Below are 26,267 nucleotides of genomic sequence, written 5' to 3'. Positions count from 1 at the left end.
TGGTGCCGTCAGCCGCCCATCGGGCGGGCCGGGGCGGCGGTGGACCGGGGCGGCCGGTCCGGGTGCGACGGCCGCCGGGTGCCCGCCGGTGCTCCCGGGGCGCGCTCCGTGCGTACCGCGTGCGGGGCCGGGCGGGTACGGGCTGCCGCACCCGCGGGCAGGAGCCCCGGAACACCGTCGGTTCCCACCGCCACGGCCACGGCCTCGTCGGGGTCGCCCGCGCCGGCCGGAAGCACCGGACGGTGCCCGCCCGAGGCGACCGGCACGGAGACGCTCGCCCGGTGGCTCCGCTGCTGCCGCCAGCGCTCGCGCGCGGCCAGGACCATCTGCTCGGCGAGGGTGATGAGCGGCTCCACCCAGGGCAGGGCCAGGAGGACCAGGAGTCCCGCCGCCCAGCCCAGCAGCACGTCGCTGAGCCAGTGCGTGCCGATGTACACGGTGGTGAGCCCCACGCCCAGCGACACCGTCGCCGAGATGGCCGACAGATAGCGCCGGGCCTTCGGGGTGGTGGCCAGGTAGGCGAGGATTCCCCAGGTCACGACGGCGTTCGCGGTGTGTCCGGACGGAAATATATCGCCGCCGGCGAAGAGCTCGGCCGAGCCGATCTGCGTCGCGTAGTGCGGGCCGAGACGCCCGAGGAAGATCTTGACGCCGCCCACGGAGACGTTGAGCAGCAGCAGTGCGGCCCCCAGCGTGAGCAGGGGGCGCAGGGTGTGCTGCCGCCAGGAGCGCCAGCCGAGCCAGCTCGCGATCATCACCGCGGTCGGTCCCCGCTGCCCCAGCACGACGTAGTAGTCGAGGAAGGCGTGGAGTGACGGCCACTGCTGGTACGGCCGGAAGAGCATGACCTTCCAGTCCAGGGCCACCAGCCAGGACGAGATCAGGACCAGGTGGACGATGACGAGATAGAACGCCAACGTCCCGCCGAAGAGGGCCACACGGTGACGGCTCATCCGCGGGATCTCTATCTTCGGCGGTTCCGGCTCCCGGTCCAGCCGGGCAAAGATGTCGGTACGCACCCAATCGACGTTACAGCGAGTGAGTGTGTGACCCGGTCGATCCCACGGGTTTGTGATGACGATGTGATGTGACCCAGGTCGCCGGACGTGCCGTTTTCCCGCCCCGGAGGAAAACCAAGAGGATCGGGTCTTCTCCTCCTTCCGGGTAGTTCCGTCAAGGCGGCGGTGACGGCCGCTCCATTTCGCCGAGGAAGTCGCCGCCGGTAATTCCCGGCCTCTTTTACCGCCCCCCGCTCTCCGGGAGGGGAGCGGGCCCGCCCTCCCGGAGCGGGGGCGGGGGAGTGGTCGCCCGGACGGGCGGAGGTGTGGCGCACGCCACAACACCCGTGACGGAGGGTATGAGCTGGGCCACGTGGGACAGCGGTGCACTCGCGTACGCTGACGGCTCACTCGCCCGTCGATGCCGGGCCCCGGGGGCGCCGCGCACCATTGCCGCTCCGGTCCGCCGAGCGCGAGGGACACATGGGAGGTACGCAGATGTCCGGGACGAACACGGCCCCGAGCGCCCCGCGCCCGGCCACCGGCAAGAGCCCCGCCTCCCCCGCGGGCACACGTCCGGGCGGCGAGGACGCCGGCGACACGGGCGCCGCCCCCGCCGGCGGACCCGGCCCCGCCCGAAACCGCTGGGTCGTCCTCGTCGTCCTCTGCCTCAGCCTGCTGCTGGTCGCACTCGACTCGACCGTGCTGCACGTCGCCGTGCCCGCCGTCACCGAGGACCTGCGGCCGGGCCCGGTGGCCCTGCTGTGGATCGTGGACGCCTACCCGCTGGTCTGCGCCTCGCTGCTGATCCTCTTCGGCACCCTCGGCGACCGGGTCGGCAGACGGCGGGTGCTGCTCTGCGGTTACGCCCTCTTCGGCGCCGCCTCCGCGCTCGCCGCCTTCGCGGGCAGCCCCGGGATACTCGTCGCCGCCCGCGCCCTGCTCGGGGTCGGCGGCGCGATGATCATGCCGGCCACCCTGTCGATCCTGCGCCAGGTCTTCCCCGACCGCCGCGAGCGGGCCGTCGCCATCGGGGTCTGGACGGCGGTCGCCGCCGTCGGCGCGGCCACCGGCCCGGTCATCGGCGGATTCCTCGTCGAGCACTACTGGTGGGGATCGGTCTTCCTGATCAACGTCCCGCTGATGGCGCTGGTGCTCCCGGTCGGGCGCCGGCTGCTGCCGGAGTCGCGCGGCTCCGGCGAGGGCCCGTGGGACGTGCTCGGCGCGCTGATGGCCGCCGTCGGCGTGCTCGGTGCCGTCCTGGGAGTCAAGCGGATGGGCGCGGGGGAGGGCGTCCTCGATCCGGCCTCGCTCGTCCCGCTGGTGGCCGGAGTGCTCTTCCTCGTGCTGTTCGTCCGCCGCCAGCGGCGGCGCGCGCACCCGCTGATCGACATCGCCATGTTCGCCCGGCCCGCCTTCGCCACGGCGGTCGGCTGCATCGTCCTCGCCATGCTGGCCCTGGTCGGCCTCGAACTCATCGCCGTCCAGTACCTCCAGCTCGTCCTGGACCTCAGCCCGCTCCGGACCGGTCTGCGGCTGCTCCCGCTGACCTTCGCGGCCATGGCCGCCGGGGCCACCGGCACGTACACGCTGCGCCGCCTCGGTCCCCGCAGGATGGTCGGGCTCGGCTTCGTACTGACGGCGGGGTCGGTGCTGCTGCTGACGCTGATGGGCGGGCACGACCGCCCCGTCCTGCTGACGGCCGGCTTCGTCCTGCTGGGCTTCGGGCTCCAGACCACCCTCTTCGGCGCCTACGAGTCGATGCTCAACGACGCTCCCGCCGACCGCGCGGGCGGTGCGGCGGCGATCGGCGAGACCTCGTACCAGCTCGGCGCGGGGCTCGGGATCGCCCTGCTGGGCAGTGTCATGAACGCCGCCTACGCCCCCGGCCTCGCCGCCCTGCGCCAGGAGGGCGTACCGGCCGCCGCGGGCAGCGCCGCCGCGCACTCGCTCGGCGAGGCCTACCAGGTGGCGGACCGGCTGGGCGGCCCGGCCGGGGGGCTGGTGCGGTCCACCGCGCGGCACGCGTTCGTCCACGGCCTCCACCTCACCCTGCTGGTCAGCGCCGGTCTGCTGCTGCTCGGCGCGCTGGCCGCGCTGCGGCTGCCGCGGTCCATGGAGTGCGCGGCGGACCCCCGCGCCACGGGGACGGAGCCCCGGATCGCCGGCCCCCGCACGGCGCCGGACCACCGGGAGCGGGGCGGCCTCCCGGCCGGCCGCGAGGTGCCTCCCGCGCGACGCGAACCGGCCGGGGCGACCGGCTCTGGACGCGCGCCCCGCTGAGCCGTAGCGTCGCCCGCGACGTCTGACCACCACCGCTGGTTTTCAGGGTCCGGACCGTCTGGCAGGGCCGCGGCCCGCAGCCCCGGACACCGCGCGAGCCGCCGGAGGCACCATGCAGAGCACCGAGCACGACCGGCCGAAGCCGCCCCCGTTCGACCCGGGCGATCCGATCGGCATCGACGACCTCCTCGGCCCCGAGGACCTCGCGATCCGCGCCGCCGTCCGCGCCTGGGCCGCCGACCGGGTGCTGCCGCACATCGCCGAGTGGTACGAGAAGGGCGAGCTGCCCGTCATCCGCGAGCTGGCCCGCGAACTCGGTTCGCTCGGCGCGCTGGGGATGTCCCTCCAGGGGTACGGCTGCGCGGGCGCCTCGGCCGTCCAGTACGGCCTGGCCTGCCTGGAGCTGGAAGCCGCCGACTCGGGGATCCGCTCCCTCGTCTCCGTACAGGGCTCGCTCGCCATGTACGCGATCCACCGCTACGGCTCCGAGGAACAGAAGGAGCGGTGGCTGCCCGCCATGGCGGCGGGCGAGGTCATCGGCTGCTTCGGACTGACCGAGCCGGACCACGGCTCCGACCCCGCCGGGATGCGGACGCACGCCAAGCGCGACGGGGACGACTGGATCCTCACTGGCCGCAAGATGTGGATCACCAACGGCTCGGTCGCCGGGGTCGCCGTCGTCTGGGCGCAGACCGACGAGGGCGGCGCGGGGCGGGGCGTCCGGGGATTCGTGGTGCCCACGGACCGTCCCGGATTCTCCGCCCCGGAGATCAGGCACAAGTGGTCGCTCCGCGCCTCCGTCACCAGCGAGCTGGTGCTCGACGGGGTGCGGCTGCCCGCCGACGCGGTGCTGCCGGGTGTGACGGGGCTGCGCGGGCCGCTCAGCTGTCTGAGCCACGCGCGGTACGGGATCGTCTGGGGCGCCATGGGTGCCGCGCGGTCGAGCTTCGAGGCTGCCGTCGACTACGCGCGGACCCGGGAACAGTTCGGCCGGCCCATCGGAGGCTTCCAGCTCACCCAGGCCAAGCTCGCGGACATGGCGGTGGAGCTCCACAAGGGCATCCTGCTCGCCCACCATCTGGGCCGCCGGATGGACGCGGGCTCGCTCCGCCCGGAACAGGTCAGCTTCGGGAAACTCAACAACGTGCGGGAAGCGATCGAGATCTGCCGCACCTCACGCACCGTCCTCGGTGCCAACGGGATCTCGCTGGAGTACCCGGTGATGCGGCATGCGACGAACCTGGAGTCGGTGCTCACGTACGAGGGCACCGTCGAGATGCACCAGCTGGTGCTGGGCAAGGCGCTCACCGGCCTGGACGCCTTCCGGTAGGGCCGCCCGGCCGTGCGGGACGGCGGGGCCGGAGTCCGGGGCGTCCTCGCGAGCGCCCTGCTCAGCTCTGGTTGAAGAAGCCGCCGGTCTGCCGGCCGGAGGCTTCGCCGCTGACCACGTGGGTGTGGGCAGGGGTCAGCAGGAAGACGCGGGTGGCGACCCGGTCGATCGAACCGCGCAGGCCGAAGATCAGCCCCGCGGCGAAGTCCACGACGCGCTTGGCGTCGGCGGGGTCCATGGCCGTGAGGTTCAGGATGACGGGGACGCCGTCCCGGAACAGCTCGCCGATGGTGCGCGCGTCCCGGAAGCTGTCCGGGGTCACCGTGGCGATGCGGCGCTCCCGCTCCTCGGCCGCCTCGGAGGCGACCTGGACCCGGGGGTCGGTCACCCATGCCTGGCCGTGCGTACCCGTTTCGGCGCCTTCGGAGTACTCGTCGTCGTAGTAGCGCTCGTCGTTGTCCTCCACGAGGCCCAGCCAGGCGCTCGCCTTGCGTACCGATCCCATGGACGCCTCCTCTCACCGCGGTTCTCTGATGTTCCGCATGTCTTTCGTATCCCTATGGTCGTCCATCATGCGGATAGCGCGCCAAGTGGATAGTCGGCGCGCAGGCGATTCGTGACGCTACTGATGCAGAACATGTGGCGGTTCGTCAGGGTTACGACCGAATAAGGGGGCTTGTAGGAAGAAAATAGGATGCCCGCGACCGTACGGGTGAGGTAGAGGGCGTACGAGTGAACGACCGGATCGGTACGATGACCGTTGCGCGGGTGTGCGATGCGTCGCCGGCCCGCCGTTCAGGTTCTCGGGGGGAACGCTCGTGTTCGGAATCGTCAGGCCCTGCACGCACCGGCTGAGCGAAGGGCTCAAAGCCGAGTGGATGGCCCATCTCTGCGGGCTCTGCCTCGCTCTCCGCGCCGACCACGGACAGTTCGCCCGGATCGTGACGAACTATGACGGACTGATCGTCTCGGTCCTGACGGAGGCTCAGACCGGACCGGTCCCGACCGGACGGCGCACCGCCGGTCCATGTCCGCTGCGCGCCATGCGTACCGCGCCCGTCGCCATGGGCGAGGGGGCGAAGCTCGCCGCGGCCGTCTCCCTCGTGCTCGCCTCCGCCAAGGTCCGCGACCATGTCGCCGACCGGGACGGGATGCTGGCGCACCGTCCGGTCGCCGCCGCCGCCCGACGGGTCGCGGCGGGCTGGGACCGGGCCGGGGCCCGGAGCGGTGCGGCCCTCGGCTTCGACACCGCGGTCCTGCTGGACGCGGTGGACCGGCAGGCCGGGATCGAGGCGCTGGCCGTGACGGGCACCCCGTTGCTCGTCGTCACCGAGCCCACCGAGACGGCCACCGCCGCCGCCTTCGCGCACACCGCCGTCCTCGCCGGGCGGCCGGGCAACGCGGCCCCGCTCGCCGAGGCGGGACGGCTCTTCGGGCGGCTGGCCCACCTCCTGGACGCCGTGGAGGACCAGCGGGCGGACGCCGAGGCGGGGGCGTGGAACCCGCTCACCGCCACCGGGACCCCGCTCGCCGAGGCCCGGCGACTCTGCGACGACGCCGTGCGCGGGGTCCGTCTCGCGCTGGCCGACGCGGAGTTCAGCGACGGCAAGCTGGTGCACGTCCTGCTGGTGCACGAACTGCGCCGCGCGGTGGACCGCGCCTTCGCGACCGACTCCTGCGCGCACCGGGGTGCGTACGGGCCGCCTCCCGGCAATCCGTACGCCCCCGGTGGTCCGCACGCTCCCGGTGGTCCTGCGGCGCCGCCGCCCGAGCCGCCGCGACCGCCCCGCGACCGGCGCGGGCTCATCGCCGGCTGCCTGGTCTGGGCCGGGCTCGCCTGCACCTGTCAGATGTGCTGCGGCACCTACGAAGGACCCTGGTCGCGCGAGCGGCGCGAGGGCATCTGCAGCCAGGCGGACTGCGGGGACTGCTGCGAGTGCTGTGACTGCTGTTCCAACTGTTCGAACTGCGGTGACGGGTGCGGCTGCTGCGACTGCGACTGCGGCTGCGACTGCTGAGCCGGCCCCGGCGGGGCGGCGCCGGGAAGTCCGGCGCCGCCCGCGCGGGCTCACACGGCCAGCGGGTTCGTGCTGTCAGCGGGTTCGTGCTGTCCGCGGGTTCGAGCTGTCCGTGGCCTCACTCGGTCCGTGGGCTCACTTGATCTCGGGAGGCGAGATCTGGGAGGTCTCGATCGCCGACTCGGAGGTGCCCCACTTCTTCAGGATGCGGTCGTAGGTGCCGTCCGACTTGAGGCTGTTGACCGCGGCCTGGAAGGCCGGGGCCAGCGGGGTGCCCTTCTTGAAGGCGAAGCCGACGTCGAGCCGTTTGAACTCGTTGAGGAAGCGGACGTCCTTCTGCTGGGTCACCGCGTAACGCAGTCCGTTGATGGTCGACATCACCACGTCGATCCGGCCCTGCTGGAGCCCGATCCAGATGGAGGTCGGGTCGGCGAAGGTCTGGACGGTGTAGGGCTTCTTGCCCGCCGCGGCGCACAGACCCTTGTTCTTCTCCAGCGTCACCTCGAAGGTCGTCCCCGCCCCCGTGGCGACCTTCAGGCCGCAGAGCTGGGTCAGGTCGGTGACCTCCTTGAGCTTGCTGTCGTTCCGCACGGCGAAGCCCTGGCCGTCGTTGATGTAGGTGACGAAGTCGATCGTCTTGCGCCGTTCCTCGGTGACGCCGAAGTTCCCGGTGCCCAGGTCGTACTTGCCGCTGCCGAGCGCCGGCAGGATCGCCTCGAAGGAGGCGATCTCGCGGTGGAGCTTCAGGCCGAGCTTGCGGGCCACCGCGTCGGAGAAGTCGACGTCCGCGCCGGAGAGCGTCTTGCCGTCCGCCTCGTAGAACGAACTCGGTGGTGACCCCGCCGTACTGGCGATTCTCAACGTGCCCGCCGAGCGGACGTCCGCCGGCAGCAGGGCCGCCGCGGCGTCGTCCTTCTTCACGGAGGACACCACGTCGTCCTTCGGGGTGTCCTGGGCGGGGGTGCCGGCCGCCTGTGCCGTGGTGGGGTCGCCCGTTCCGCACCCGGCGAGGGCGAGGGTGGCGGCGGTGATCAGGGCGAAGGCGACGGTGTGCCGGGTGCGGGGCATGGCGGAGCTGCTCCAGATTCGTCGGGGGCGTGCCGGGACGTGCCGGGCGCGCCGGAAGTGCCGGATGTACCGGATCTGCCGGGATGTGCGGGAGGTGCCGGGAGGTGCCGGGAGTGCCTGGGTATGCCGACCGGCCCCGCGGGCACGGCCCGGGGGCGGCGCGAGCGGAGCGGAAGCCGTCAGTGGTGCGAGGGGAGGGGAGGGTGCTGTCGTGCGGGTGAAGTCACGCGGGGAGGAACGCACGAAGACGCGCGAGGGCGCGGGCGTGCGGGGAGGAGCAGGGGGTCAGCTCAACAGGAACAGGACCACACACGACCGAAGTCGATGTGGGAGCGGGTGACCAGCCACTGCTGCGAATACATGCGCCCAGTGGAACAGGCATTCGGTGGTGCGTCAACTGCCGCCCGGGCGAGGCTCACAGTGTGGACAAGCTTGACAGGGGGGCGCGTACGCCGCTTATCTCATAGGCGGACCAGTGCTGAGGGGCCTGGTTCGCCTCGTGCCCGCTGTGAAGCCGCGCCCCGTGTTCGATCCCGCATCCACGGAGCCCCCGCATGTCCGCGCAGACAGAATCCCTCACGCCCGCACCCCTCTCCTCCCACACCGCGTCCGCGGCGGACCCACCCGTCCCCGGGGGCGCCGGCAAGGACGTCGTCGTACCCCGCATCGTCCCGGTGCGCCGCACGGGCCAGTGGGTGGCCGCCGCCGTGGTCCTCGTCCTCCTCGGCCTCGTACTCGTCTCCGTCGTCCGCAACAGAGCCTTCCAGTGGGACGTCGTCGCGCGGTACTTCACCACCGACTCCGTGCTGCGCGGGCTCGGCCTCACCCTCTGGCTGACGGCCGTCGTCATGGTGCTCGGCTTCGCCCTGGGAACCCTGCTCGCGGTCATGCGCCTCTCGGGCAACCGCGTTCTCCAGGCGACCAGTTGGGGGTACGTCTGGCTCTTCCGTTCCACCCCGATCCTGGTCCAGCTGCTGTTCTGGTTCAACATCGGCGCCCTCTACCCCACGATCCTCGGCGTCAGCACCGTGAACCTCCTCGGGCCCGTCACCGTCGCCGTCGTCGGACTCACCCTGCACGAAGCCGCGTACGCCGCCGAGGTGGTGCGCGGCGGCGTCCTCTCCGTCGAACGCGGGCAGCTGGAGGCCGCGCAGTCGCTGGGCCTCGGCCCCTGGCGCCGGTTCCGCCGGATCGTGCTGCCCCAGGCGATGCGGTCCATCGTGCCGCCCGCCGGCAACATGCTGATCGGTGCCCTCAAGGGCACCTCGATCGTCAGCATCATCGCCGTGCAGGACCTGCTCTACTCCGTCCAGCTCGTGTACCACCGCACCTACGAGATCATTCCGTTGCTGCTGGTCGCCACCCTCTGGTACGTCGTCGTCACCTCTCTCCTCAGCGTCGGCCAGCACTACGTCGAGCGCTACTACGCACGCGGAACGGCGGACGCCCGATGACCCCCGCACCCACCCTCGTCGTCGTCGGCGCCGGACCCCGCGGCACCGGACTGATCGAGCGCATCGCCGCCAACGCCGCCGAGCTGTACGCCGGACGGCCGCTGGACATCCACCTCGTGGACCCCCATCCGGCCGGCGGCGGGCGCATCTGGCGCCACGACCAGTCCCCGCTGCTCTGGATGAACTCCATGGCCCAGGACGTCACCGTCTTCACCGACGACACGGTGCGCCAGGAGGGCCCGGTCCGCCCGGGGCCCGCCCTGGACGCCTGGGCCGAGGAGGTCAGGGCGGGCCGCATCACCGTCGACGCCGAACCCGCCGTCCTCGCCGAGATCCACGCCCTGACCGGCCAGGACTTCCCCACCCGTCGGCTCCAGAGCACCTATCTGCGCTGGTTCTACGAGCAGTCCGCCGCCGCCCTGCCCGCCGGGATCACCGTCCACGAGCACCCCACCCGCGCCCTGCGCGTCACCGGCCCGCGCGACGGCCGGCAGCGGGTCTGGCTGGAGGGGCGCACTGAACCCCTCGTGGCCGACCTCGTCGTCCTCGCGGTCGGCCACCTGGACGCCGAACCGGACGACGAGCAGGCGGAGCTGTCCGCCTTCGCGCTCCGCCACGAACTCGTCCACCTGCCGCCCGACTTCACCGCCGACACCGACCTCGATGCGCTCCGCCCGGGTGAGCCCGTCATCGTGCGGGGCTTCGGACTGGCCTTCGTGGACCTGATGGTGCTCCTCACCGAGGGCCGGGGCGGCCGGCACGAGGACGGCGTCTACCACCCCTCGGGGCGCGAACCCGTCCTGTACGTGGGGTCCCGGCGCGGCGTTCCGTACCGTTCGAAGATCGGTTACGGCTGGCAGGGCGAGCGACCGCCGCTCCCGCACCACCTCGGAGCCGAACACGTCAAGGAACTCCTCGCGGCTCCGGGCCCGTTGGACTTCCGGCGTGACGTCTGGCCGCTCGTCGCACGCGAACTCGCCCACGCCCACTACCACCGGCTCTTCACCGCCCACCCCGAGCGCACCGCCATCGGCTGGGAGGAGTTCCGGCAGAACTACGAGGCCGCCGAGCCGGACAGCGCCGAACTCGCCGGTCTGGTGCTCCGGTCCGTACCCGACCCGGCGGACCGCCTCGACCTGGACGCGCTCGACCGGCCGCTGAAGGGTGTCACCCTGCCCGACGGGGAGGCCCTCCAGGAAGCCCTGCGCGACCACATCACGGCCGACCTGGCGCGACGCCACGACGGCGCCCACTCGGCGGATCTGGCCGTTTTCTTCGGACTCCTCTCCGCCTACGTGCAGTTGATGGCCCTCGGGGACACCGGAGACGGCTGGCAGGGGTTCTTCAGCTACCTCGCCTCCGGCCCGCCCGGCCCCCGGCTCGAACAGCTGCTCGCGCTCTCACGCGCCGGAGTCGTCCGCTTCGTCGGCGCCGACATGACCGTCGAGACAGACGAGGAACGGGGCGTCTTCCGGGCCGCCAGCCCCACCGTCCCCGGCGCGCACACCGAGGCCCGGGCGCTCGTCGAGGCACGCCTGCCGGCACCCTCCCTGCGGCACACCAGCAGCCCGCTCCTGCGCGGACTGTACGAGGACGGGGCGGCCGTCACCGTGAACGGCCTCCTCCGGGTCTCCCCGCTCGACGGCGGGATCGAGGACCGCGACGGCACCACCCACCCCCGCCGCTTCGCGCTGGGCCCCTTCACCACGGCCCGCGCGTCGGGCGCCTTCACCCGGCCGCGCACCGGAGGCCCGGCCTTCAGCCAGAACGACGCCACCGCCCGTACCGCGCTCACCTTCCTGCGCGCCCTCTCCGAACGCCCCGTCCTCGCGAACTGAACCCGCCCGGCCGCGCCCTTTTTTCGGGCAGCGCCCGTCCCGCACGCGTCCGCCGCCCGAACCGTGTCCGCCGCCCGAACCGTGTCCAAGGAAACGCCATGTCGCTCACCGCCACCGCAACCCCACCCATGGTCGAGATCCGCTCCCTGCGCAAGAGCTTCGGCTCGACCGACGTGCTGCGCGGCATCGACCTCACCGTCCGGCCCGGCGAGGTGACCGTCGTCCTCGGCCCCTCCGGCTCCGGCAAGTCCACCCTGCTGCGCACCATCAACCACCTGGAGAAGGCGGACCAGGGCTGGATCACCGTGGACGGCGAGCTCATCGGCTACCGCAGGGACGGCGACAAGCTGTACGAACTGCGCGAGCGCGAGGTGCTGCGCCGGCGCACCCGGATCGGCTTCGTCTTCCAGAGCTTCCACCTCTTCCCCCACCTCACGGTGGTGGAGAACATCATCGAGGCGCCCGTCTCCGCGCTGCGCCGCCCCCGTGACGAGGCGATCGCAGCCGCCGGGCGGCTGCTGGAGCGGGTGGGCCTGGCCGACAAGGCGCAGGCGTACCCCCGGCAGCTCTCCGGGGGACAGCAGCAGCGGGTCGCCATCGCACGCGCCCTCGCGCTGGAGCCGAAACTGCTCCTCTTCGACGAGCCGACCTCCGCGCTCGACCCCGAACTCGTCGGCGAAGTCCTCGACGTGATCAAGGACTTGGCCGGGCAGGGCACCACCATGATCGTGGTCACCCACGAGATCGGCTTCGCCCGCGAGGTGGCCGACACCGTCGTCTTCATGGACGAGGGGCGCATCGTCGAGCAGGGGCCGCCCGCCGAGGTGCTCGACCGCCCCATCCAGGAACGCACCCGCGCCTTCCTCTCCAAGGTCCTGTGAACGCGAGCCCCTGAGCAGGACACCGGCCCGCCCCTCCGCCCGACCCCGTCCCCCGACCCCCCCATTGATCCCGGAAGGCCCGCATGACCACCGGCAGACCCCTCCACCTGGCCGCCGAGATCGGTGGCCCGCCCCGGTACGAGCCGGACCACTACCTCGGCCTGGCACGGCTCGCCGAGGGCGGCGCCCTCGACTACGTGACCCTCGGCGACTCCTTCGCCCGGCCCGGGCCCGACGCGCTCTCCGTACTCGCCCGGATCGCGCCCGCCACCGACCGGATCGGGCTCGTGCCGACCGTCGACACCACGCACACCGAGCCGTTCCACGTGTCGTCCGCCGTCGCCACCCTGGACTGGGTGAGCCGGGGCCGGGCCGGCTGGACGGCCGACGTCTCGACCACCGAGGCCGTGGCCCGGCTCTTCGGCCGCCGCGCGGCCGAGCCCGCCGAGGCCCTGTGGCGCGAGGCGGGCGAGGTCGCCGACGCGGGCGCCCGGCTCTGGGACAGCTGGGAGGACGACGCCGAGATCCGGGACGTCGCCACCGGCCGGTTCATCGACCGGGACAAGGTCCACCACATCGACTTCGAGGGCGACGCCTTCTCCGTACGGGGCCCCGCCATCGTGCCGAGGCCCCCGCAGGGACGGCCCGTCACGGTGATCGACGGCACCACCGCCCCCGCCCGGGCGGTCGCGGCCCGCCACGCGGACGTGGTGCACATCCGGGCCACCTCGCCCGAACAGGCAGCCGCCGCCCGCGCCGACGTCCACCGGCTCGCCGCCGCGCACGGCCGCTCCGCGCGCGAGCTGCGGGTGCTGGTCGCACTCGCGGTCGACCTCGGCGACGCGGAGACCACCCCCGAACCCGGGCTGGCGAGCGGGCCGCCGCTGGCCGGCCACGGCACCTACTTCCGGGGCGGCCCCGTCGACCTCGCCGAACTCATCTCCCAGTGGTACCGGGCGGGCGCGGCGGACGGGTTCCACCTCACCCCCATCACCCCGGCCCGCGACCTCGAAAGGATCGTCAACGGCACCGTGGCCCTCCTCCAGCACCGCAGCCTCTTCCGTACCTTCCACCCCGGCCACACCCTCCGCGAGCACCTCGGGCTCGCCCGCCCCGCCAGCCGCTACGCGCTCGCCCGGACGGCCGGGGAGCGGGGATGACCGAGCACCGGCGGATGCATCTCGCCGCCCACTTCCCCGGCGTCAACAGCACCACGGTCTGGTCGGACCCCCGCTCCGGCAGCCAGATCGACTTCGCCTCCTTCGAGCACCTGGCGAGGACCGCCGAGCGCGGCAAGTTCGACTTCTTCTTCCTCGCGGAAGGGCTCCGGCTGCGCGAGTACGGCGGGCGCGTCCACGACCTCGACGTCGTCGGGCGGCCGGAGTCCCTCACCGTGCTGAACGCGCTCGCCGCCGTCACCGACCGGCTCGGGCTCGCCGCCACGGTCAACGCGACCTTCAACGAGCCGTACGAGCTGGCCCGCCGGTTCGCCACCCTCGACCACCTCAGCGGCGGTCGCGCGGCCTGGAACGTGGTCACCTCCTCGGACGCCTTCACCGGCGAGAACTTCCGCCGGGGCGGCTTCCTCGACCGGGCCGACCGCTACACCCGGGCCGCCGAGTTCGTCTCCACCGCACGCGAGCTGTGGGACTCCTGGACGCGGGACGGAACGCCCCGGCCGTTCGCGCACCGCGGCCGGCACTTCGACATCTCCGGCGAGTTCACCCTCCCGCGCTCCCCGCAGGGGCATCCGGTCGTGATCCAGGCCGGGGACTCGGACGAGGGCCGCGACTTCGCGGCCTCGGCCGCCGACGTGATCTTCACCCGGCACGGCACCCTGGAGGCCGGACGCGTCTTCCACGCGGACGTCAAGGGGCGGCTGGCGGCGTACGGCCGGGGCCCCGACGACCTGAAGATCATGCCCGGGGTCAGCGCCGTGGTCGCCGACACCGACGAGGAGGCCCAGGAGTACGCCGCCGAGATCCGCCGCCTCCAGGTCTCCCCGCAGAACGCGATCCTCGCCCTCGAACAGGTCTGGGGCCGCGACCTGTCCTCGTACGATCCCGACGGACCGTTCCCCGGGACGGACCCGGACCCGGACTCCGGGTTCGCGCAGGGCCGGGCCGGGTTCGCCGACCCGTTGGCCGTGGCCGCGCGGTGGCGGGCGCTGTCGCAGGAGAAGGGGCTGTCCATCCGGGAGACCGTGATCGAGACCACCACCCGGCAGTCCTTCGTGGGCAGCCCGGAGACCGTCGCCGCCGAGATGACCGGCTTCGTCGACCAGCGGGCGGCCGACGGGTTCATCCTCGTCCCGCACCTCACGCCCGGCGGCCTCGACGACTTCGTCGACCGGGTCGTCCCCCTCCTCCAGGAACGCGGGGCGTTCCGCTCCGAGTACACCGGTTCCACCCTGCGGGAACACCTCGGGCTGGCCGAACCCGTATGGAAAGGTTGAGCACATGAGCACGAACGCAGCACAGGAGTGGCAGAGCTGGCACGAAGGGCGCATCGCCGCCGCGGCGGCGCCCTACGGACCACTGGCGCTGGCCGGTACCCACTGGCTCGCCGACTACCCGGAAGGGCGAATTCCGGCCGTCCCGGGACAGTGGCGCGAGGACGGTGACGACCTGGTGCTCGACGCCGGGGCCGAGGACGGCCTGACCGTCGACGGCAAGCCGCTCACCGGGGAGGTACGCCTGCGTCCCGACACGGGGCCGGCCGACGACGCCCGCGTGGCCCTCGGCGAACGGCGGTTCTTCGTGCTCCGCCGCGAGGGTCTCTGGGCGGTGCGGGACTTCGACCCGGCGGCGCCGAACCGGCACGCGTTCGCGTCGATCGGGGCGACGCCCTACGACGCGCGCTGGAACCTGTCCGGCACCTTCCGCCGGTACGAGGACCGTACCGTCCGGGTGAAGAACGCCGACGGAGTCGAGCGGGGCCTCCAACTCGCGGGCGAGGCAACGTTCGTCGTGGACGGAACCGAGCACACCCTGCAGGCCGCGGTCGAGCCGGACGGCTCGCTGTGGATCGTCTTCGCCGACGCGACCAGCGGTGACAGCAGCTTCCGCTTCCGTTTCCTGCGCCCCGCCGCTCCCGCCGCCGACGGCTCGGTGACGGTCGACTTCAACCGGGCCCTGCTGCCCCCGTGCGCCTTCGCCGATCACTTCATCTGCCCCTTCCCGCCGCCGGGCAACACCCTCCCGATCGCCGTCCCGGTGGGGGAGCGGCAGCGGCTCGACGGCTGAACCCGCGCCCGGGTCGCGTTTCGCCCCGGCCCCGGCGGCATCCACGCTGCCGGGGCCGGGGCGTTCCTCCGCTCCGGACGGCTCCGGGCGGCCGAAAGACGCCCTTGCGCCACGCGCGGCCGGTCCCAAATACTCCCAACCAGCGCTTGTCAGGAACACGGCATCCGCATAGCGGACGCGTGTCGGAAGCCCGACGCCCGACTGCGCCTCACGGGTCCGCCACCCCACGGACGGGTCCCTGATTCCCCTTTGGAGGAACGCGAAGTGAGGATCAAGCGCACCACCCCCCGCAGCACCACCGCCAGACGCAGCAGGGCCGTCGCCGTCGCGGCGGGTCTGGTCGCCGTAGCGGCGTTCGCCGTCCCCGCGGCCAACGCCGAGTCGGCCGGAACGTTCAGCACCGCCCAGCTCACCGCCGCCGGCAACGCCGTGCTCACCGCCGACGTCCCCGGCACCGCCTGGAGCGTCGACCCCGCCACCAAGCACCTCGTCGTCACCGTGGACAGCACGGTCACCCAGGCCGAGATCGCGAAGATCAAGGAGACCGCGGGCGACGAGGCGGGCGCCCTGCGCATCGAGCGCACGGCCGGCACCTTCAGCAAGCTGATCTCGGGCGGCGACGCGATCTACGCGAGCAGTTGGCGCTGCTCGCTCGGCTTCAACGTCCGCAGCGGCAGCACCTACTACTTCCTGACCGCCGGTCACTGCACCGACGGTGCGGGCACCTGGTGGTCCAACTCGGCCCACACCACCACGCTCGGCACCACCTCGGGATCCAGCTTCCCGGGCAACGACTACGGCCTGGTGACCTACACCAACAGCAGCGTCACCAAGAGCGGCACCGTGGGCAGCGTGGACATCACCGGCGCGGCCAACGCCACCGTCGGCCAGTCCGTGACCCGCCGCGGCTCCACCACCGGCATCCACAGCGGTACGGTGACCGGCCTCAACGCCACCGTCAACTACGGCAACGGGGAGATCGTCTCCGGCCTGATCCGCACCAACGTGTGCGCCGAGCCCGGCGACTCCGGCGGCCCGCTCTACTCCGGGACCCTGGCGATCGGCCTCACCTCGGGCGGCAGCGGCGACTGCACCTCGGGCGGTACGACCTTCTTCCAGCCCGTCACCGAAGCACTCAGCGCCTACGGAGTCAGTGTCTTCTGACCCCTGACCCCTGACCCCTGCCCCTGATCGCCGACCTCTGGGCCCGCGGTCTTCGCCGAAGCCCACGGGGTTCAACCGCCCCGTGGGCCGCGGTGGCCCCACGTGACCCGGCCCGCGGCCGGGCCACGTGACTCCGCGGGCCTCGCCGAGCCCCCGTTCGCTCCGGACGGGGGCTCCCGCGCGCCCCCCGCTCTGCGCGATGATGGCCGTACGGTCGGACGCAGAGGAGCGACGGGGGCGGACGCCGAGTCCGTACGGAGGTACGCCCTCCGGCCCTCGCAGACACCCAGGGGGTTCCAGGCCCGTGCATCGCATCGGAGTGACCGGACACCGTTCCATTCCCCCGCAGGCCCACGCCCACGTGCGCGAGGCCCTGCGGACGGCGCTGCGCGAGGCCGGGGACCCGCTGGAGGCGCTCTCCAGCCTCGCCGTGGGGGCGGACCAGCTCTTCGCCCGGCTGGCCCTCGCGCGCGGCGCGCGGCTGACGGCGGTGATCCCCAGCGACGACTACGAGGAGTGCTTCGACGACGAGGGCGACCTCAAGCGCTACCTCGCCCTCAAGTCCCTCGCCGGGCGGGAGGTGCGGCTCGACTTCCGGCACTCCACGGACGAGGCGTACTACGCGGCGGGTACCTGGATCGCCGACCACTGCGACCGGCTCGTGGCCGTCTGGGACGGCCTTCCGGCCCGGGGCCTGGGCGGCACCGGCGACATCGTCACCTACGCACGCGCCCTGGGCCGCCCGGTCACCGTGATCTGGCGCGACGGCGTACGCCGCGACTGAGTGCGCACGCACGTCACACGACGGCGTGTCAGATGCGGTGCCGGGCCAGCCAGTCCGTGTGCTCGGGGGAGACGATGCGCTCGGTCTCGAAGACCGCCGCCGGCCACTGGCGTTCGGTGAGCGAGGTCTCCATGGCCGCCTGCATCGACTCCAGGTCCTTCTCGACCACGGAGTGCGCCGAGACCAGCGGGTGGTGGCGGCGCATCTCGTTCCAGGCCAGGCACGCCGCGGCGGCGGCCGACAGCACCCCGGTCAGCCCGAAGGACCGGCCCGTCCCGAAGGTCTGCACGAGGCAGAGGACCAGTGCCGGCGCCGTCAGCGCCGCGACCGTGCTCGACCAGGCCAGCGCACCCCGCCGCGAGACCAGCTGCCGCCTCCGGTACCAGCGGCGCTGCTCGATGAGCCGGTCCCGTACGTACGTCTCCTTGCGCACGGTGAACGCCTTGTCCCGCAACTCCCGCATGGACGCGGTGATGAGTCCCCCGTCCGGCCCGTCCAGGCCGTCGCGGGGATCGTCCCAGCCGGCCTTCCGCAGCTCCTGGAGCCCCTCCTCCAGCCTGTTGGCGAACACCGCCTCGGGGTGCTGCGTGGTGGTGTCGTAGGGGGAGCCGTGCACCGCGTAGCGCCAGCAGTTCGACTTGATGAACTCCGCTGCGGAGCGGTTGAGTTGCCAGTGCGACTTCGCTTTGCGGTGCGACGCGAACAGGGTCGCGACCAGCACGCCCGCGTAGGCCAACGCTCCTAGTAAGTCCAGGAGTTGCAGCGAATCCCCGACCTCCACGCTCCAGGGCAGCGCGGCGGGTATCGCTCCGAGGACGAGGAGCGCCAACTGGAGGCGGGTCGTACGGATGGCCTCCCGCTGCCGGGCGACGGCGACGGCGTCGGTGCGGTGGAAGAGTTCGGGCAGGTCGGCATCCCTGAAGACCATGGACCGCAGGGGTTCAGGAATCGCAGTCATGTCCGCTCCGGTGATCGAAACAGGGAGATCCCTGTTGGTGGAATGACCCAATCCGCCAATCGAGGCAACTCCCGTTCCCGAATGGAGGTATACAGGCCGGGGAAGATGTGCCCGCCGAGATTCTGAGGGTAAAGTCGTGACGCCGGACACTGCAATGGTGCAGCTGTCCGGTGCTGTTTCCATGTCCGGAACGAGCCAATCAAGGACGGCCGTGAAGACCTACGCATTCCCCTCCTCCTTCGCCACCGCGAAGATCAGCCGTGTGCCGCTCTCCAAGATCGAGACCGCCGGGGGCGACGCCGCCGAAAAGCTCGGACGGATCGTCTCGGTTCCGGGCGGTCGCTCGAACACGACGTCGACGTTCAACTCTTCGCTCTGATCCGAGTTCACCCGGGGGCGTGCAGCGACAATGCGCCGCGCACGCACGGCCGACGCACCTGGTGCCGATGGCTAGACTGACGGAATGACAGGACCCCCGGTCCCATTCCGTGAAATCGTTCTGAAGGTTCACAGCAGATGTGATCTCGCCTGTGATCATTGCTATGTCTACGAACATGCTGACCAGAGTTGGCGAACCCGCCCGAAAACAATCTCTGACCAGGTGATTCAGCGGACGGCTCAGCGATTGGCCGAGCACGCCGGGACACACGCACTGCCCTCCGTGTCAGTGATCCTGCACGGAGGGGAGCCGCTACTCGCGGGCCCCGCGCGTCTGCGCCGCGTCTGCGAGGAGTTCGGCTCCGCGCTCGCCGGAGTCGCCGAACTGGATCTCCGCATCCACACCAACGGCCTTCAGCTCAGTCCGCGGTACTTGGACCTCTTCGCGGAGTTCGACGTCAAGGTGGGCATCTCCCTCGACGGCGACCGTACGGCCAACGACCGCCACCGCCGTTTCGCGGACGGCCGCAGCAGCCACCCCCTCGTCCTCAAGGCCGTGGAACTGCTCCGGCAGGAGCGCTACCGCCACCTGAACCTCGGCCTCCTCTGCACGATCGACATCGCCAACGACCCGCACGCGGTGCTCGACGCCCTGACCGAACTCGAACCTCCGCTCATCGACTTCCTCCTTCCGCACGCCACCTGGGACGACCCGCCGCCGCGTCCTGACGGGTCGCCCGTCGCCTACGCCGACTGGCTTCTCGCGATCTTCGACCGCTGGCAGGAGCAGGGGCGTCCGGTGCCGGTCCGGCTGTTCTCCTCGGTGCTGTCCACCCTGAGCGGCGGACCGAGCCTCACCGAATCGCTCGGGCTGGCCCCCACCGACCTGGTCGTCGTGGAGACCGACGGGCAGCTGGAACAGGTGGATTCGCTCAAGAGCGCGTACGAGGGCGCGGCGGCCACGGGCTTCGACGTCTTCACCCACTCCTTCGACCAGGTCGCCGCCCATCCGGGAGTCCAGGCCCGCCAGCTCGGGCTGGCGGGCGTCAGCGAGGACTGCCGCAGGTGCCCCGTCGTACGTTCGTGCGGCGGCGGGCTCTACACCCACCGCTACCGCTCCTCCAACGAGTTCGACAACCCTTCCGTCTACTGCGCGGACCTCGAAGCGCTGGTGCGCGGGATCGAGGAGCGTACGGGGTCGGCCCTCGTCTCTCCCGCCCTGTCCGGCCCGGCCGGGACGGCCGCCGAGCACCACGAGCTCACCCGGACGCTGCTGGCCGGCCTCCACGCGCTGCTCGACGGCCTGGCGGGCGAGCCCTGGGCGCGGGCGTGGCGGACGGCGGGCGTCCTGGAGGAGTCGGAGGCGGGTGTCGCGGGCCTCGACCACGTACTCGCCCACCCGTACGCGCGTTCCTGGCTCCAGGAGACCGTCGAAGGGCTCCGGTCCGACCCGGACCGGGCCGTCGCGGAGGCCTCGCGGCTCACCTCGTACGTGGCCGCGGCGGTCCTGCGGGCCGGGCTGACGGACGCCGTACCGGTGGTCCACCGGGGAGGCGGGCTGTTCCTGCCCACCCTCGGCGAGCTGACGCTCGACGGGGCCGACGACCACGGGACGGTCCTCGTCCGGGGTGTGCCCGGCGGCTTCGTGGTGGAGCGCGCGAGCGGCGAGGAGGTGCGCGTCGCGTTCGGCGAGCCGGGCGGCGGCTGGCGGCCGGTCCGCCGGCTCGCGGTGGCCGGGCTGCCCGGCTGGGCCGTCGACGATCTCGACCCCTACCGGGACTGCCACGCGGCGCCCGCCGCGGACCGTCTGGAACCCGAGGCCTTCGAGGCCTTCGGGGCGGCGCTCGCCCGCGCCTGGGCCCGGATCGAGGCGGTGGCTCCGGCGGTGGCCGCGGCCATGGCGGAAGCGGTGACCACCGTCACCCCGCTGACCCCCGGCTGCCGGGCCGAGCGGCCCCACGGCCACGGAGCGCTCGGAGTCCCGGTGGACGCCGACGGCCCCGGAGCGGCGGCCGGGATGGTGCGGGCCCACCGCAGAAGCGAGCTGAGGGCCCTGTGCGACGTCGCGGACCTGTACGCGGCGGACGGGGACTGGGAGTATCTGTCGCCCTGGGACGGGACCGCCCTTCCGTTCTCCCGCCTGCTGGCCGAGACCCATGAGCGCGTGGGTGTCGGACTGTTCGACCCGGAATTCCCCGCGGGCGTGCAGGAAGCGCTCGACCTGCTGGAAGAGGCTCCCGAGGCGACCGTCCACGGGAAGCGTCTGTTGGACGTGATCCGAAAGGAACTCAGCGGTGCGCAGGGGGTCGGCAGGAACGACGACTCCGGGACAATCTTCGATCAAGAAGGTAAGTGATCGATGCTGCTGGGGAGATGACTGAAAAGGGGCGGTGAATGACCGAAGATCGAAGGGGTGGAGAGCGGCCCGCTCCGGAATGATGAATTCGCTCGCATTCACTCCGTAGCATCGGATGTGGGTGCTCACACAGGACGGGGGTCGTGTGCACGCATGATGCAACAGCGAGCGTCGGACCATCGGCCGTACTTCTTTCTCAGTTACGCGCACACACCGGGGTACGGCGGTGGAACGGACCCGGATATGTGGGTCGAACGCCTTTTCCAAGATCTCTGCGGCCATGTGATGGCCATGACCGATCTCCCCGCGGGTACCACCGCGGGGTTCATGGACCGGGAAATACGATCCGGCGAGGGCTGGTCGGAACGGCTCGGCGCGGTGCTCGCCACCTGCCGGGTCTTCGTTCCCCTGTTCTCGCCGCGCTACTTCGCCAGTGAGATGTGCGGCAAGGAGTGGTACGCCTTCGAGCAGCGGGCGATCCATCATCGCGCCCGCTCCAACCAGCCCGCCGAGGCGATCGTCCCGGCACTCTGGGTGCCGGTGCCGCCCAGCCAGTTACCGGGCTCCGCCGAGCGCATCCAGTTCAACCACCGGGACTTCGGGGAACGCTACGTCAGTGACGGGCTCTACGGTCTGATCAAACTCCGGCTCTTCGCCCAGGAGTACGAAAGAGCCGTGTACGAGCTGGCCAAACGCATCGTCACCGTCGCCGACACCGTGCGGATCGACACCGGAAGACCCGTCGACTACCGCCTCGCCCCCAGTGCCTTCGGGTCCCGCAGCAGCGGTGCGGGGGCACCGAAGCCGATGCGGATCACCATCGCCGCACCCACCCGCCACGATCTTCCGCCCGGACGGGACGAGGCCTACTACGGCGACAACCCGCAGGACTGGAACCCCTACCACCCGGCCGCCGCGCGCCCGCTGGCCTACGTCACCGAGGAACTCGTCCGCTCGCTCAACTACCAGGCCGTGATCGGCTCGTTCGACGAGGACCAGGGACAGTCCGAGGACCGGGGACTCTCCGCGGAGAAGCGGGCGCCCACCACACCGGAGATCCTCATACTCGACCGGTGGGCGCTCCGGGACGAGGACCGCCGCCGCAGACTCGCCGCGCTCGACGCCGACAACAGGCCCTGGGTGACCCTGGTCGTGCCGTGGAACCGCGACGACCCGCAGAGCACCGCCGAGGAAGCGGAACTCACCGCGCTCCTCGAACGGACCATGCCCGTCAAGATGAGCCAGGGACGCGCCTTCTGCCGCGTCGCGGCCAAAGGAGTGCCCACGATGGAGGCGTTCGGCCAGATCCTGCCGCAGGTCGTCGAAGTCGCCGCGCAGCAGTATCTGCGCAACGCGACCGTCTACCCGCCCGGCAGCGGCGGCGGCCACGGCGAACGCACCCGGCTGACGGGGCCCATGGGCCACACACAGTTCATACCCGACACGCTCGACCCTGGGACGCAAGCGGAGGACGTATGACAGCCGGCCGTGACGGGCGGATCGTCACTTTCTACTCGTACAAGGGAGGCACGGGGCGCACCATGGCCCTGGCCAACACCGCCTGGATCCTGGCCGCCAACGGCAAGCGGGTCCTGGCCGTCGACTGGGACCTGGAGGCACCGGGCCTGCACCGGTTCTTCCACCCCTTCCTCGACCCCGCCACCCTCGGCGCCACCACCGGTGTCATCGACCTCATCACCGAATACGCCTGGGCCGCCACCAGCCCCGCGCAGCGCCCCGACGACTGGCACCGCGACTACGCGCGCATCCAGCAGCACGCCGTCTCCCTGACACCGGAGACGCTCGGCTGGGAGTTCCCCCGGGGAGGCACCCTCGACTTCGTCTCGGCCGGACGCCAGAACCGCGAGTACTCCGCCGCCGTCTCCACGTTCGACTGGGACAACTTCTACGACCGGCTCGGCGGCGGAAGCTTCTTCGACGCCCTGCGCGACGACATGAAGTCCAACTACGACTACGTCCTCATCGACAGCCGGACCGGCCTCAGCGACATCGCCGACATCTGCACCGTCCACCTCCCCGACGTCCTGGTGGACTGCTTCACCCTCAGCGACCAGTCCATCGACGGCGCCGCCTCCGTGGCCCGCCAGACCGCCGAGCGCTACAGCGGGCGGCCCATCGCGATCTACCCCGTCCCGATGCGCATCGACGAGGGCGAGAAGGAGAAGGCCGACGCCGGACGGGCCCTCGCCCGCTTCAAGTTCGACCGGCTGCCGCGCGACCTGTCCGGCGACGAACTCACCGCCTACTGGGGGGCGGTGGAGATCCCGTACCGCCCCTACTACGCGTACGAGGAGACGCTCGCGACCTTCGGCGACGAAGCCGGACTCACCAACTCGCTGCTCTCCGCCTTCGAACGGCTCGTGGCGGTCGTCACCGACCAGGAGGTCACCTCCATGCCGCCGGTCGCGGAGGACGTCCGGCTGCGCATCCGCGACGCCTTCACCCGGCGCCGGCCCACGCTCCCCGCCGACATCTTCCTCAACTACGTGGCGGAGAACCGGATGTGGGCGGACTGGATCGAGTCCGTCCTCACCCGGGCCGGCTTCCGTGTCGTACCGCGCGACGTCTCCACCGAACGCGAGGACCGCGAACCGCCCGTCACCGCGCCGGAGACCGCCGCCCGCACCGTCGTCCTGCTCTCCAGCGCCTACCTCAAGTCCCAGCGCGCCACCGAACTGTGGCAGCGCTCCAGCGCCGAGGACCAGGCCGGCGGCCGGCGCCAGATCCTGTTCCGCGTCGGAGACGTCCGGCTCACCTCCGCCTACATCGACCGCAACCCGGTGGACCTCTTCCGGCTCGACGAGGCCCACGCCGCGGCGGCCCTGCTGCGCGCGCTGGACCGCCCGCCCCACCTGGGCGACGGGTCGGCGCCGGGACCCCGGTTCCCCGGCACGGTCCCGAAGATCTGGAACGCCCCGCCGCGCAACCCCGGATTCACCGGCCGCTCCCTGGTGCTGGAACGCATGCGCGACCAGCTCGGCGGCGGCATGGCGGTGGTGCTGCCCCAGCCGCAGACCCTGTACGGCCTCGGCGGCGTCGGCAAGACGCAGGTGGCGCTGGAGTACGTGCACCGCTTCATGGCCGACTACGACCTGGTGTGGTGGATCTCCTCCGAGCAGACCGACGACGTGGTCGCCGGACTCGCGGAACTCGCCGCCCGGCTGGGTACCCAGGGCGGCGACGACATGGCGGCGGCCTCCAAGGAAGCCGTCGACCTGCTGCGCCGCGGGGTACCCACCGACCGGTGGCTGCTGGTCTTCGACAACGCGGACGACCCCGAACGGATCAGGCGCTACTTCCCGCAGGGGGGCTCCGGCCACATCCTGGTGACGTCGCGGAACCAGACCTGGTCGCAGCACGGCGACGCGCTGCCCGTCGACGTCTTCCTGCGCGAGGAGTCCGTCGAACACCTCCGCCGCCGCGCCCCCGGCCTCAGCGAGGAGGACGCCGCGCGGGTCGCCACGGCCGTCGGCGACCTGCCGCTCGCCGTCGAACAGGCCGCCGCCTGGATCGCGGAGACCGCGACCCCCGTCGACACCTACCTCGACCAGCTGGCCGAGCAGGCCGCCCAGGTGCTGTCCCTCAACCAGCCGGCCGGCTACCCGGAACCGGTGGCCGCCACCTGGAACGTCTCCATCGAGCGGCTCAAGGAACGGTCGCCCGCCGCGGTGCGGCTGCTCCAGCTCTGCGCCTTCTTCGCACCCGAGCCGATCAGCGCGAGCCTCCTCTACAGCAAGGAGATGATCGAGGCGCTCAAGCCGTACGACTCCTCCCTCCAGGAGAAGCTCGTCCTCGGCCGGGTCATCCGGGAGATCGGCCGTTTCGCGCTCGCCAAGGTCGACCAGGTCTCCAACTCGATCCAGGTGCACCGGCTGGTGCAGGCCGTCATCAAGGCGCAGCTCAGCGAGGAGGAGCAGCGCGAGGCCCGGCACGTGGTCCACCGCGTCCTGGCCGGGGCCCGGCCGGACGACGACGAGCCGATCGACAACCCGGAGAACTGGGCGCGGTTCGCCACCATCTGGCCGCACCTGGGGCCGTCCGGGGCACGCCTCTGCGGGGAGCCGGAGACCCGCAGACTGCTGATCGACCGCGTCCGCTACCTCTGGAAGCGCGGCGACGTCCGCACGGCGGGCGCGCTGGGTGCCGAACTCCGCACCGCCTGGGCGGAGATGCTGGGGAAGGAGGACATCCAGTACCTCTACCTCTGCTTCCACATCTCCAACATCTACCGCTCGCGCGGACGTTACGTGGAGGCGAAGGAGCTCGATGAGATCACCCTCCAGCGGCAGCGCGACATCCTGGGCGCGGAGCACCCCCACACCTACATGACGACGAGCAGCCTGGCGACCGACCTCGGCATGCTCGGGGAGTACGGCCGGGCGATCGAGCTGGCCAACGAGGCCCGTGAGGGGTTCGGGCAGATCTTCCACGACGGCCACCCGAGGACCCTCGCGGCGGCGAACAACCTGGCGCTCAACCTGCGACTGGTCGGGCAGTACTCCCGGGCCCGGGAGATCGACCAGGAGGTGTACGACCGGCGCAGCGAGGTGCTCGGCGCGGAGCATCCGTACAGCCTGTCCTCCGCGGTGAGCCTCGCCCGCGACCTGCGCGACGTGGGCCGGTACGAGGACTCCGTGGCGCTGCTCAGCCGTACGTACGACAGCTACAAGAGGACGCTCGGTCCCGCCTTCCCCGGCACGCTCTCCGCCGCCAAGGCGCTCGCGGTGGCGCTGCGACGGGCGGGTCAGCTGGAGGACGCCCGCAGGCTGACGCTGGCCACCCGGGCCAGGTACCGTGCGAAGTACTCCACGCCCAACCCGGAGTCGCTGGCCTGCGACCTCAACCTGGCTGCCGACTTCTACGCGATCGGTGAGGCGGTCCAGGCGAGGGACGCGGCGCGGGAGGTGGTCGAGCAGTACCTGGTGGTGCCGGGGGAGCGGCACCCGTACACCCTGGCCGCGCAGAACAACCTGGCCGTCTACCTGCTGGGATCGGGGGAGGCCGAGGAGGCGGCGAAGATGTCGCGGCGGGTCGTCGACCTGATGCGGGAGCTGTTCGGCAGGGACCACCCGCACACGCTCTTCTGCGTGATGAACCTGGCCAGCGCGACGGCGGTGCTCGGGGACGCGGAGCTGGTGCTGGAGACGGAGCAAGTCCTCGCCGGGCAGCTCGGCAAGGCTCTCGGGCCGCAGCACCCGGAGGCGCTGGCCATGATCGGGAACACGGCGGTCACGCTGGAGGACCTCGGCCGGCGCGAGGAGGCCCAGCAGTTGCGGGCGCGGATCGTGGGGGAGCTGGCCCGCCAGCTCGGTGACGACCACCCGATGACGCGGATCGCGCGGGACGGGAGGAGGTTCGAGCGGGAGCTTGAACCGATCCAGGTGTGAGCGCACGGGAGGGGCGGGGGCCCCCCCCCGGGGGCCCCCCCCCCCCCCCCGGGGGGGTGGTGAAGTAAAAAAGACCCCCCCCCCCCCCCCGGCGGACACCAACC

General features: G+C 72.0%; 19 protein-coding genes. 15 read left to right on the top strand and 4 right to left on the bottom strand.

Features of this window, described 5'->3' with window-relative positions; translation table 11 throughout:
• Positions 1 to 8: 8 nt before the first annotated feature.
• The gene (locus tag ACFWEE_RS26705; protein ID WP_386892817.1) at positions 9 to 1,019 is read right to left on the bottom strand and encodes a phosphatase PAP2 family protein; all 1,011 of its coding nucleotides are present in this window, start codon (positions 1,017 to 1,019) and stop codon (positions 9 to 11) included.
• A 477-nt stretch (positions 1,020 to 1,496) separates the two neighbouring features.
• Here ACFWEE_RS26705 and ACFWEE_RS26700 point away from each other — a divergent pair, with 477 nt between their 5' ends.
• Positions 1,497 to 3,281, top strand: a complete 1,785-nt coding sequence (locus ACFWEE_RS26700; protein WP_386892815.1) for an MFS transporter — start codon at positions 1,497 to 1,499, stop codon at positions 3,279 to 3,281.
• Between the two features lie 112 nt (positions 3,282 to 3,393).
• Complete coding sequence (locus ACFWEE_RS26695; protein WP_386892813.1) at positions 3,394 to 4,611, top strand: acyl-CoA dehydrogenase family protein; 1,218 nt, start codon at positions 3,394 to 3,396, stop codon at positions 4,609 to 4,611.
• A 61-nt stretch (positions 4,612 to 4,672) separates the two neighbouring features.
• On the opposite strand, the gene ACFWEE_RS26690 is transcribed toward ACFWEE_RS26695, so the two are convergent.
• Positions 4,673 to 5,116: a cell division protein SepF gene (locus ACFWEE_RS26690; RefSeq protein ID WP_327174961.1), complete on the bottom strand. Its 444-nt coding sequence runs from the start codon at positions 5,114 to 5,116 to the stop codon at positions 4,673 to 4,675.
• A 313-nt stretch (positions 5,117 to 5,429) separates the two neighbouring features.
• Here ACFWEE_RS26690 and ACFWEE_RS26685 point away from each other — a divergent pair, with 313 nt between their 5' ends.
• Positions 5,430 to 6,629 carry a DUF5685 family protein gene (locus tag ACFWEE_RS26685; RefSeq protein ID WP_386892811.1) on the top strand — a complete coding sequence of 400 codons (1,200 nt, stop codon included), beginning with the start codon at positions 5,430 to 5,432 and terminating at the stop codon, positions 6,627 to 6,629.
• Between the two features lie 135 nt (positions 6,630 to 6,764).
• Here ACFWEE_RS26685 and ACFWEE_RS26680 read toward each other — a convergent pair whose 3' ends face one another.
• Positions 6,765 to 7,697: an ABC transporter substrate-binding protein gene (locus ACFWEE_RS26680; RefSeq protein ID WP_386892809.1), complete on the bottom strand. Its 933-nt coding sequence runs from the start codon at positions 7,695 to 7,697 to the stop codon at positions 6,765 to 6,767.
• 554 nt (positions 7,698 to 8,251) lie between these two features.
• Between ACFWEE_RS26680 and ACFWEE_RS26675 the strand changes: the two genes are divergently transcribed.
• The 8 genes from ACFWEE_RS26675 to ACFWEE_RS26640 all read left to right on the top strand — a co-directional run bounded on the left by ACFWEE_RS26675 (position 8,252) and on the right by ACFWEE_RS26640 (position 17,063).
• Positions 8,252 to 9,151 (top strand): amino acid ABC transporter permease, encoded by a 900-nt coding sequence (locus tag ACFWEE_RS26675; protein WP_386892808.1) that lies wholly within the window; start codon positions 8,252 to 8,254, stop codon positions 9,149 to 9,151.
• Positions 9,148 to 10,989, top strand: a complete 1,842-nt coding sequence (locus tag ACFWEE_RS26670) for an FAD/NAD(P)-binding protein (RefSeq protein WP_386892806.1) — start codon at positions 9,148 to 9,150, stop codon at positions 10,987 to 10,989. The genes ACFWEE_RS26675 and ACFWEE_RS26670 overlap by 4 nt, the downstream gene beginning before the upstream one ends.
• A 128-nt stretch (positions 10,990 to 11,117) precedes the next feature.
• Positions 11,118 to 11,870 carry an amino acid ABC transporter ATP-binding protein gene (locus tag ACFWEE_RS26665; protein WP_386892871.1) on the top strand — a complete coding sequence of 251 codons (753 nt, stop codon included), beginning with the start codon at positions 11,118 to 11,120 and terminating at the stop codon, positions 11,868 to 11,870.
• A gap of 83 nt (positions 11,871 to 11,953) precedes the next feature.
• Positions 11,954 to 13,030 carry an LLM class flavin-dependent oxidoreductase gene (locus ACFWEE_RS26660; RefSeq protein WP_386892804.1) on the top strand — a complete coding sequence of 359 codons (1,077 nt, stop codon included), beginning with the start codon at positions 11,954 to 11,956 and terminating at the stop codon, positions 13,028 to 13,030.
• 14 nt (positions 13,031 to 13,044) lie between these two features.
• Complete coding sequence (locus tag ACFWEE_RS26655) at positions 13,045 to 14,325, top strand: NtaA/DmoA family FMN-dependent monooxygenase (RefSeq protein WP_386892869.1); 1,281 nt, start codon at positions 13,045 to 13,047, stop codon at positions 14,323 to 14,325.
• A gap of 4 nt (positions 14,326 to 14,329) precedes the next feature.
• A complete protein-coding gene (locus ACFWEE_RS26650; RefSeq protein WP_386892802.1) occupies positions 14,330 to 15,115 on the top strand; it encodes a DUF1684 domain-containing protein in 786 nt (261 codons plus the stop codon).
• A gap of 264 nt (positions 15,116 to 15,379) precedes the next feature.
• Positions 15,380 to 16,279, top strand: a complete 900-nt coding sequence (locus ACFWEE_RS26645) for a S1 family peptidase (protein ID WP_386892801.1) — start codon at positions 15,380 to 15,382, stop codon at positions 16,277 to 16,279.
• 304 nt (positions 16,280 to 16,583) lie between these two features.
• Positions 16,584 to 17,063: a hypothetical protein gene (locus ACFWEE_RS26640; RefSeq protein WP_386892799.1), complete on the top strand. Its 480-nt coding sequence runs from the start codon at positions 16,584 to 16,586 to the stop codon at positions 17,061 to 17,063.
• A 28-nt stretch (positions 17,064 to 17,091) separates the two neighbouring features.
• On the opposite strand, the gene ACFWEE_RS26635 is transcribed toward ACFWEE_RS26640, so the two are convergent.
• On the bottom strand, positions 17,092 to 18,021 hold the full coding sequence (locus ACFWEE_RS26635; protein ID WP_386892798.1) for a DUF4231 domain-containing protein: 930 nt from the start codon (positions 18,019 to 18,021) through the stop codon (positions 17,092 to 17,094).
• Between the two features lie 211 nt (positions 18,022 to 18,232).
• On the opposite strand from ACFWEE_RS26635, the gene fxsA reads away from it, so the two are divergent.
• From fxsA to fxsT, 4 genes are all read left to right on the top strand, one after another.
• The gene (gene fxsA / locus ACFWEE_RS26630; RefSeq protein ID WP_386892797.1) at positions 18,233 to 18,400 is read left to right on the top strand and encodes an FxSxx-COOH cyclophane-containing RiPP peptide; all 168 of its coding nucleotides are present in this window, start codon (positions 18,233 to 18,235) and stop codon (positions 18,398 to 18,400) included.
• Between the two features lie 84 nt (positions 18,401 to 18,484).
• The gene (gene fxsBH, locus ACFWEE_RS26625; RefSeq protein ID WP_386892795.1) at positions 18,485 to 20,755 is read left to right on the top strand and encodes a radical SAM/SPASM protein FxsBH, inactivated beta-hydroxylase extension form; all 2,271 of its coding nucleotides are present in this window, start codon (positions 18,485 to 18,487) and stop codon (positions 20,753 to 20,755) included.
• A gap of 153 nt (positions 20,756 to 20,908) precedes the next feature.
• On the top strand, positions 20,909 to 22,234 hold the full coding sequence (locus ACFWEE_RS26620) for a TIR-like protein FxsC (RefSeq protein ID WP_386892794.1): 1,326 nt from the start codon (positions 20,909 to 20,911) through the stop codon (positions 22,232 to 22,234).
• Positions 22,231 to 26,163 (top strand): FxSxx-COOH system tetratricopeptide repeat protein, encoded by a 3,933-nt coding sequence (gene fxsT / locus ACFWEE_RS26615; protein ID WP_386892793.1) that lies wholly within the window; start codon positions 22,231 to 22,233, stop codon positions 26,161 to 26,163. The genes ACFWEE_RS26620 and fxsT overlap by 4 nt, the downstream gene beginning before the upstream one ends.
• Positions 26,164 to 26,267 lie beyond the last annotated feature (104 nt).

The organism is Streptomyces sp. NPDC060184, assembly GCF_042728795.1.
Lineage (GTDB): Bacteria > Actinomycetota > Actinomycetes > Streptomycetales > Streptomycetaceae > Streptomyces.
The sequence above is the reverse complement of the archived record's forward strand: the minus strand, read 5'-3'. Positions and strand labels throughout refer to the sequence as shown.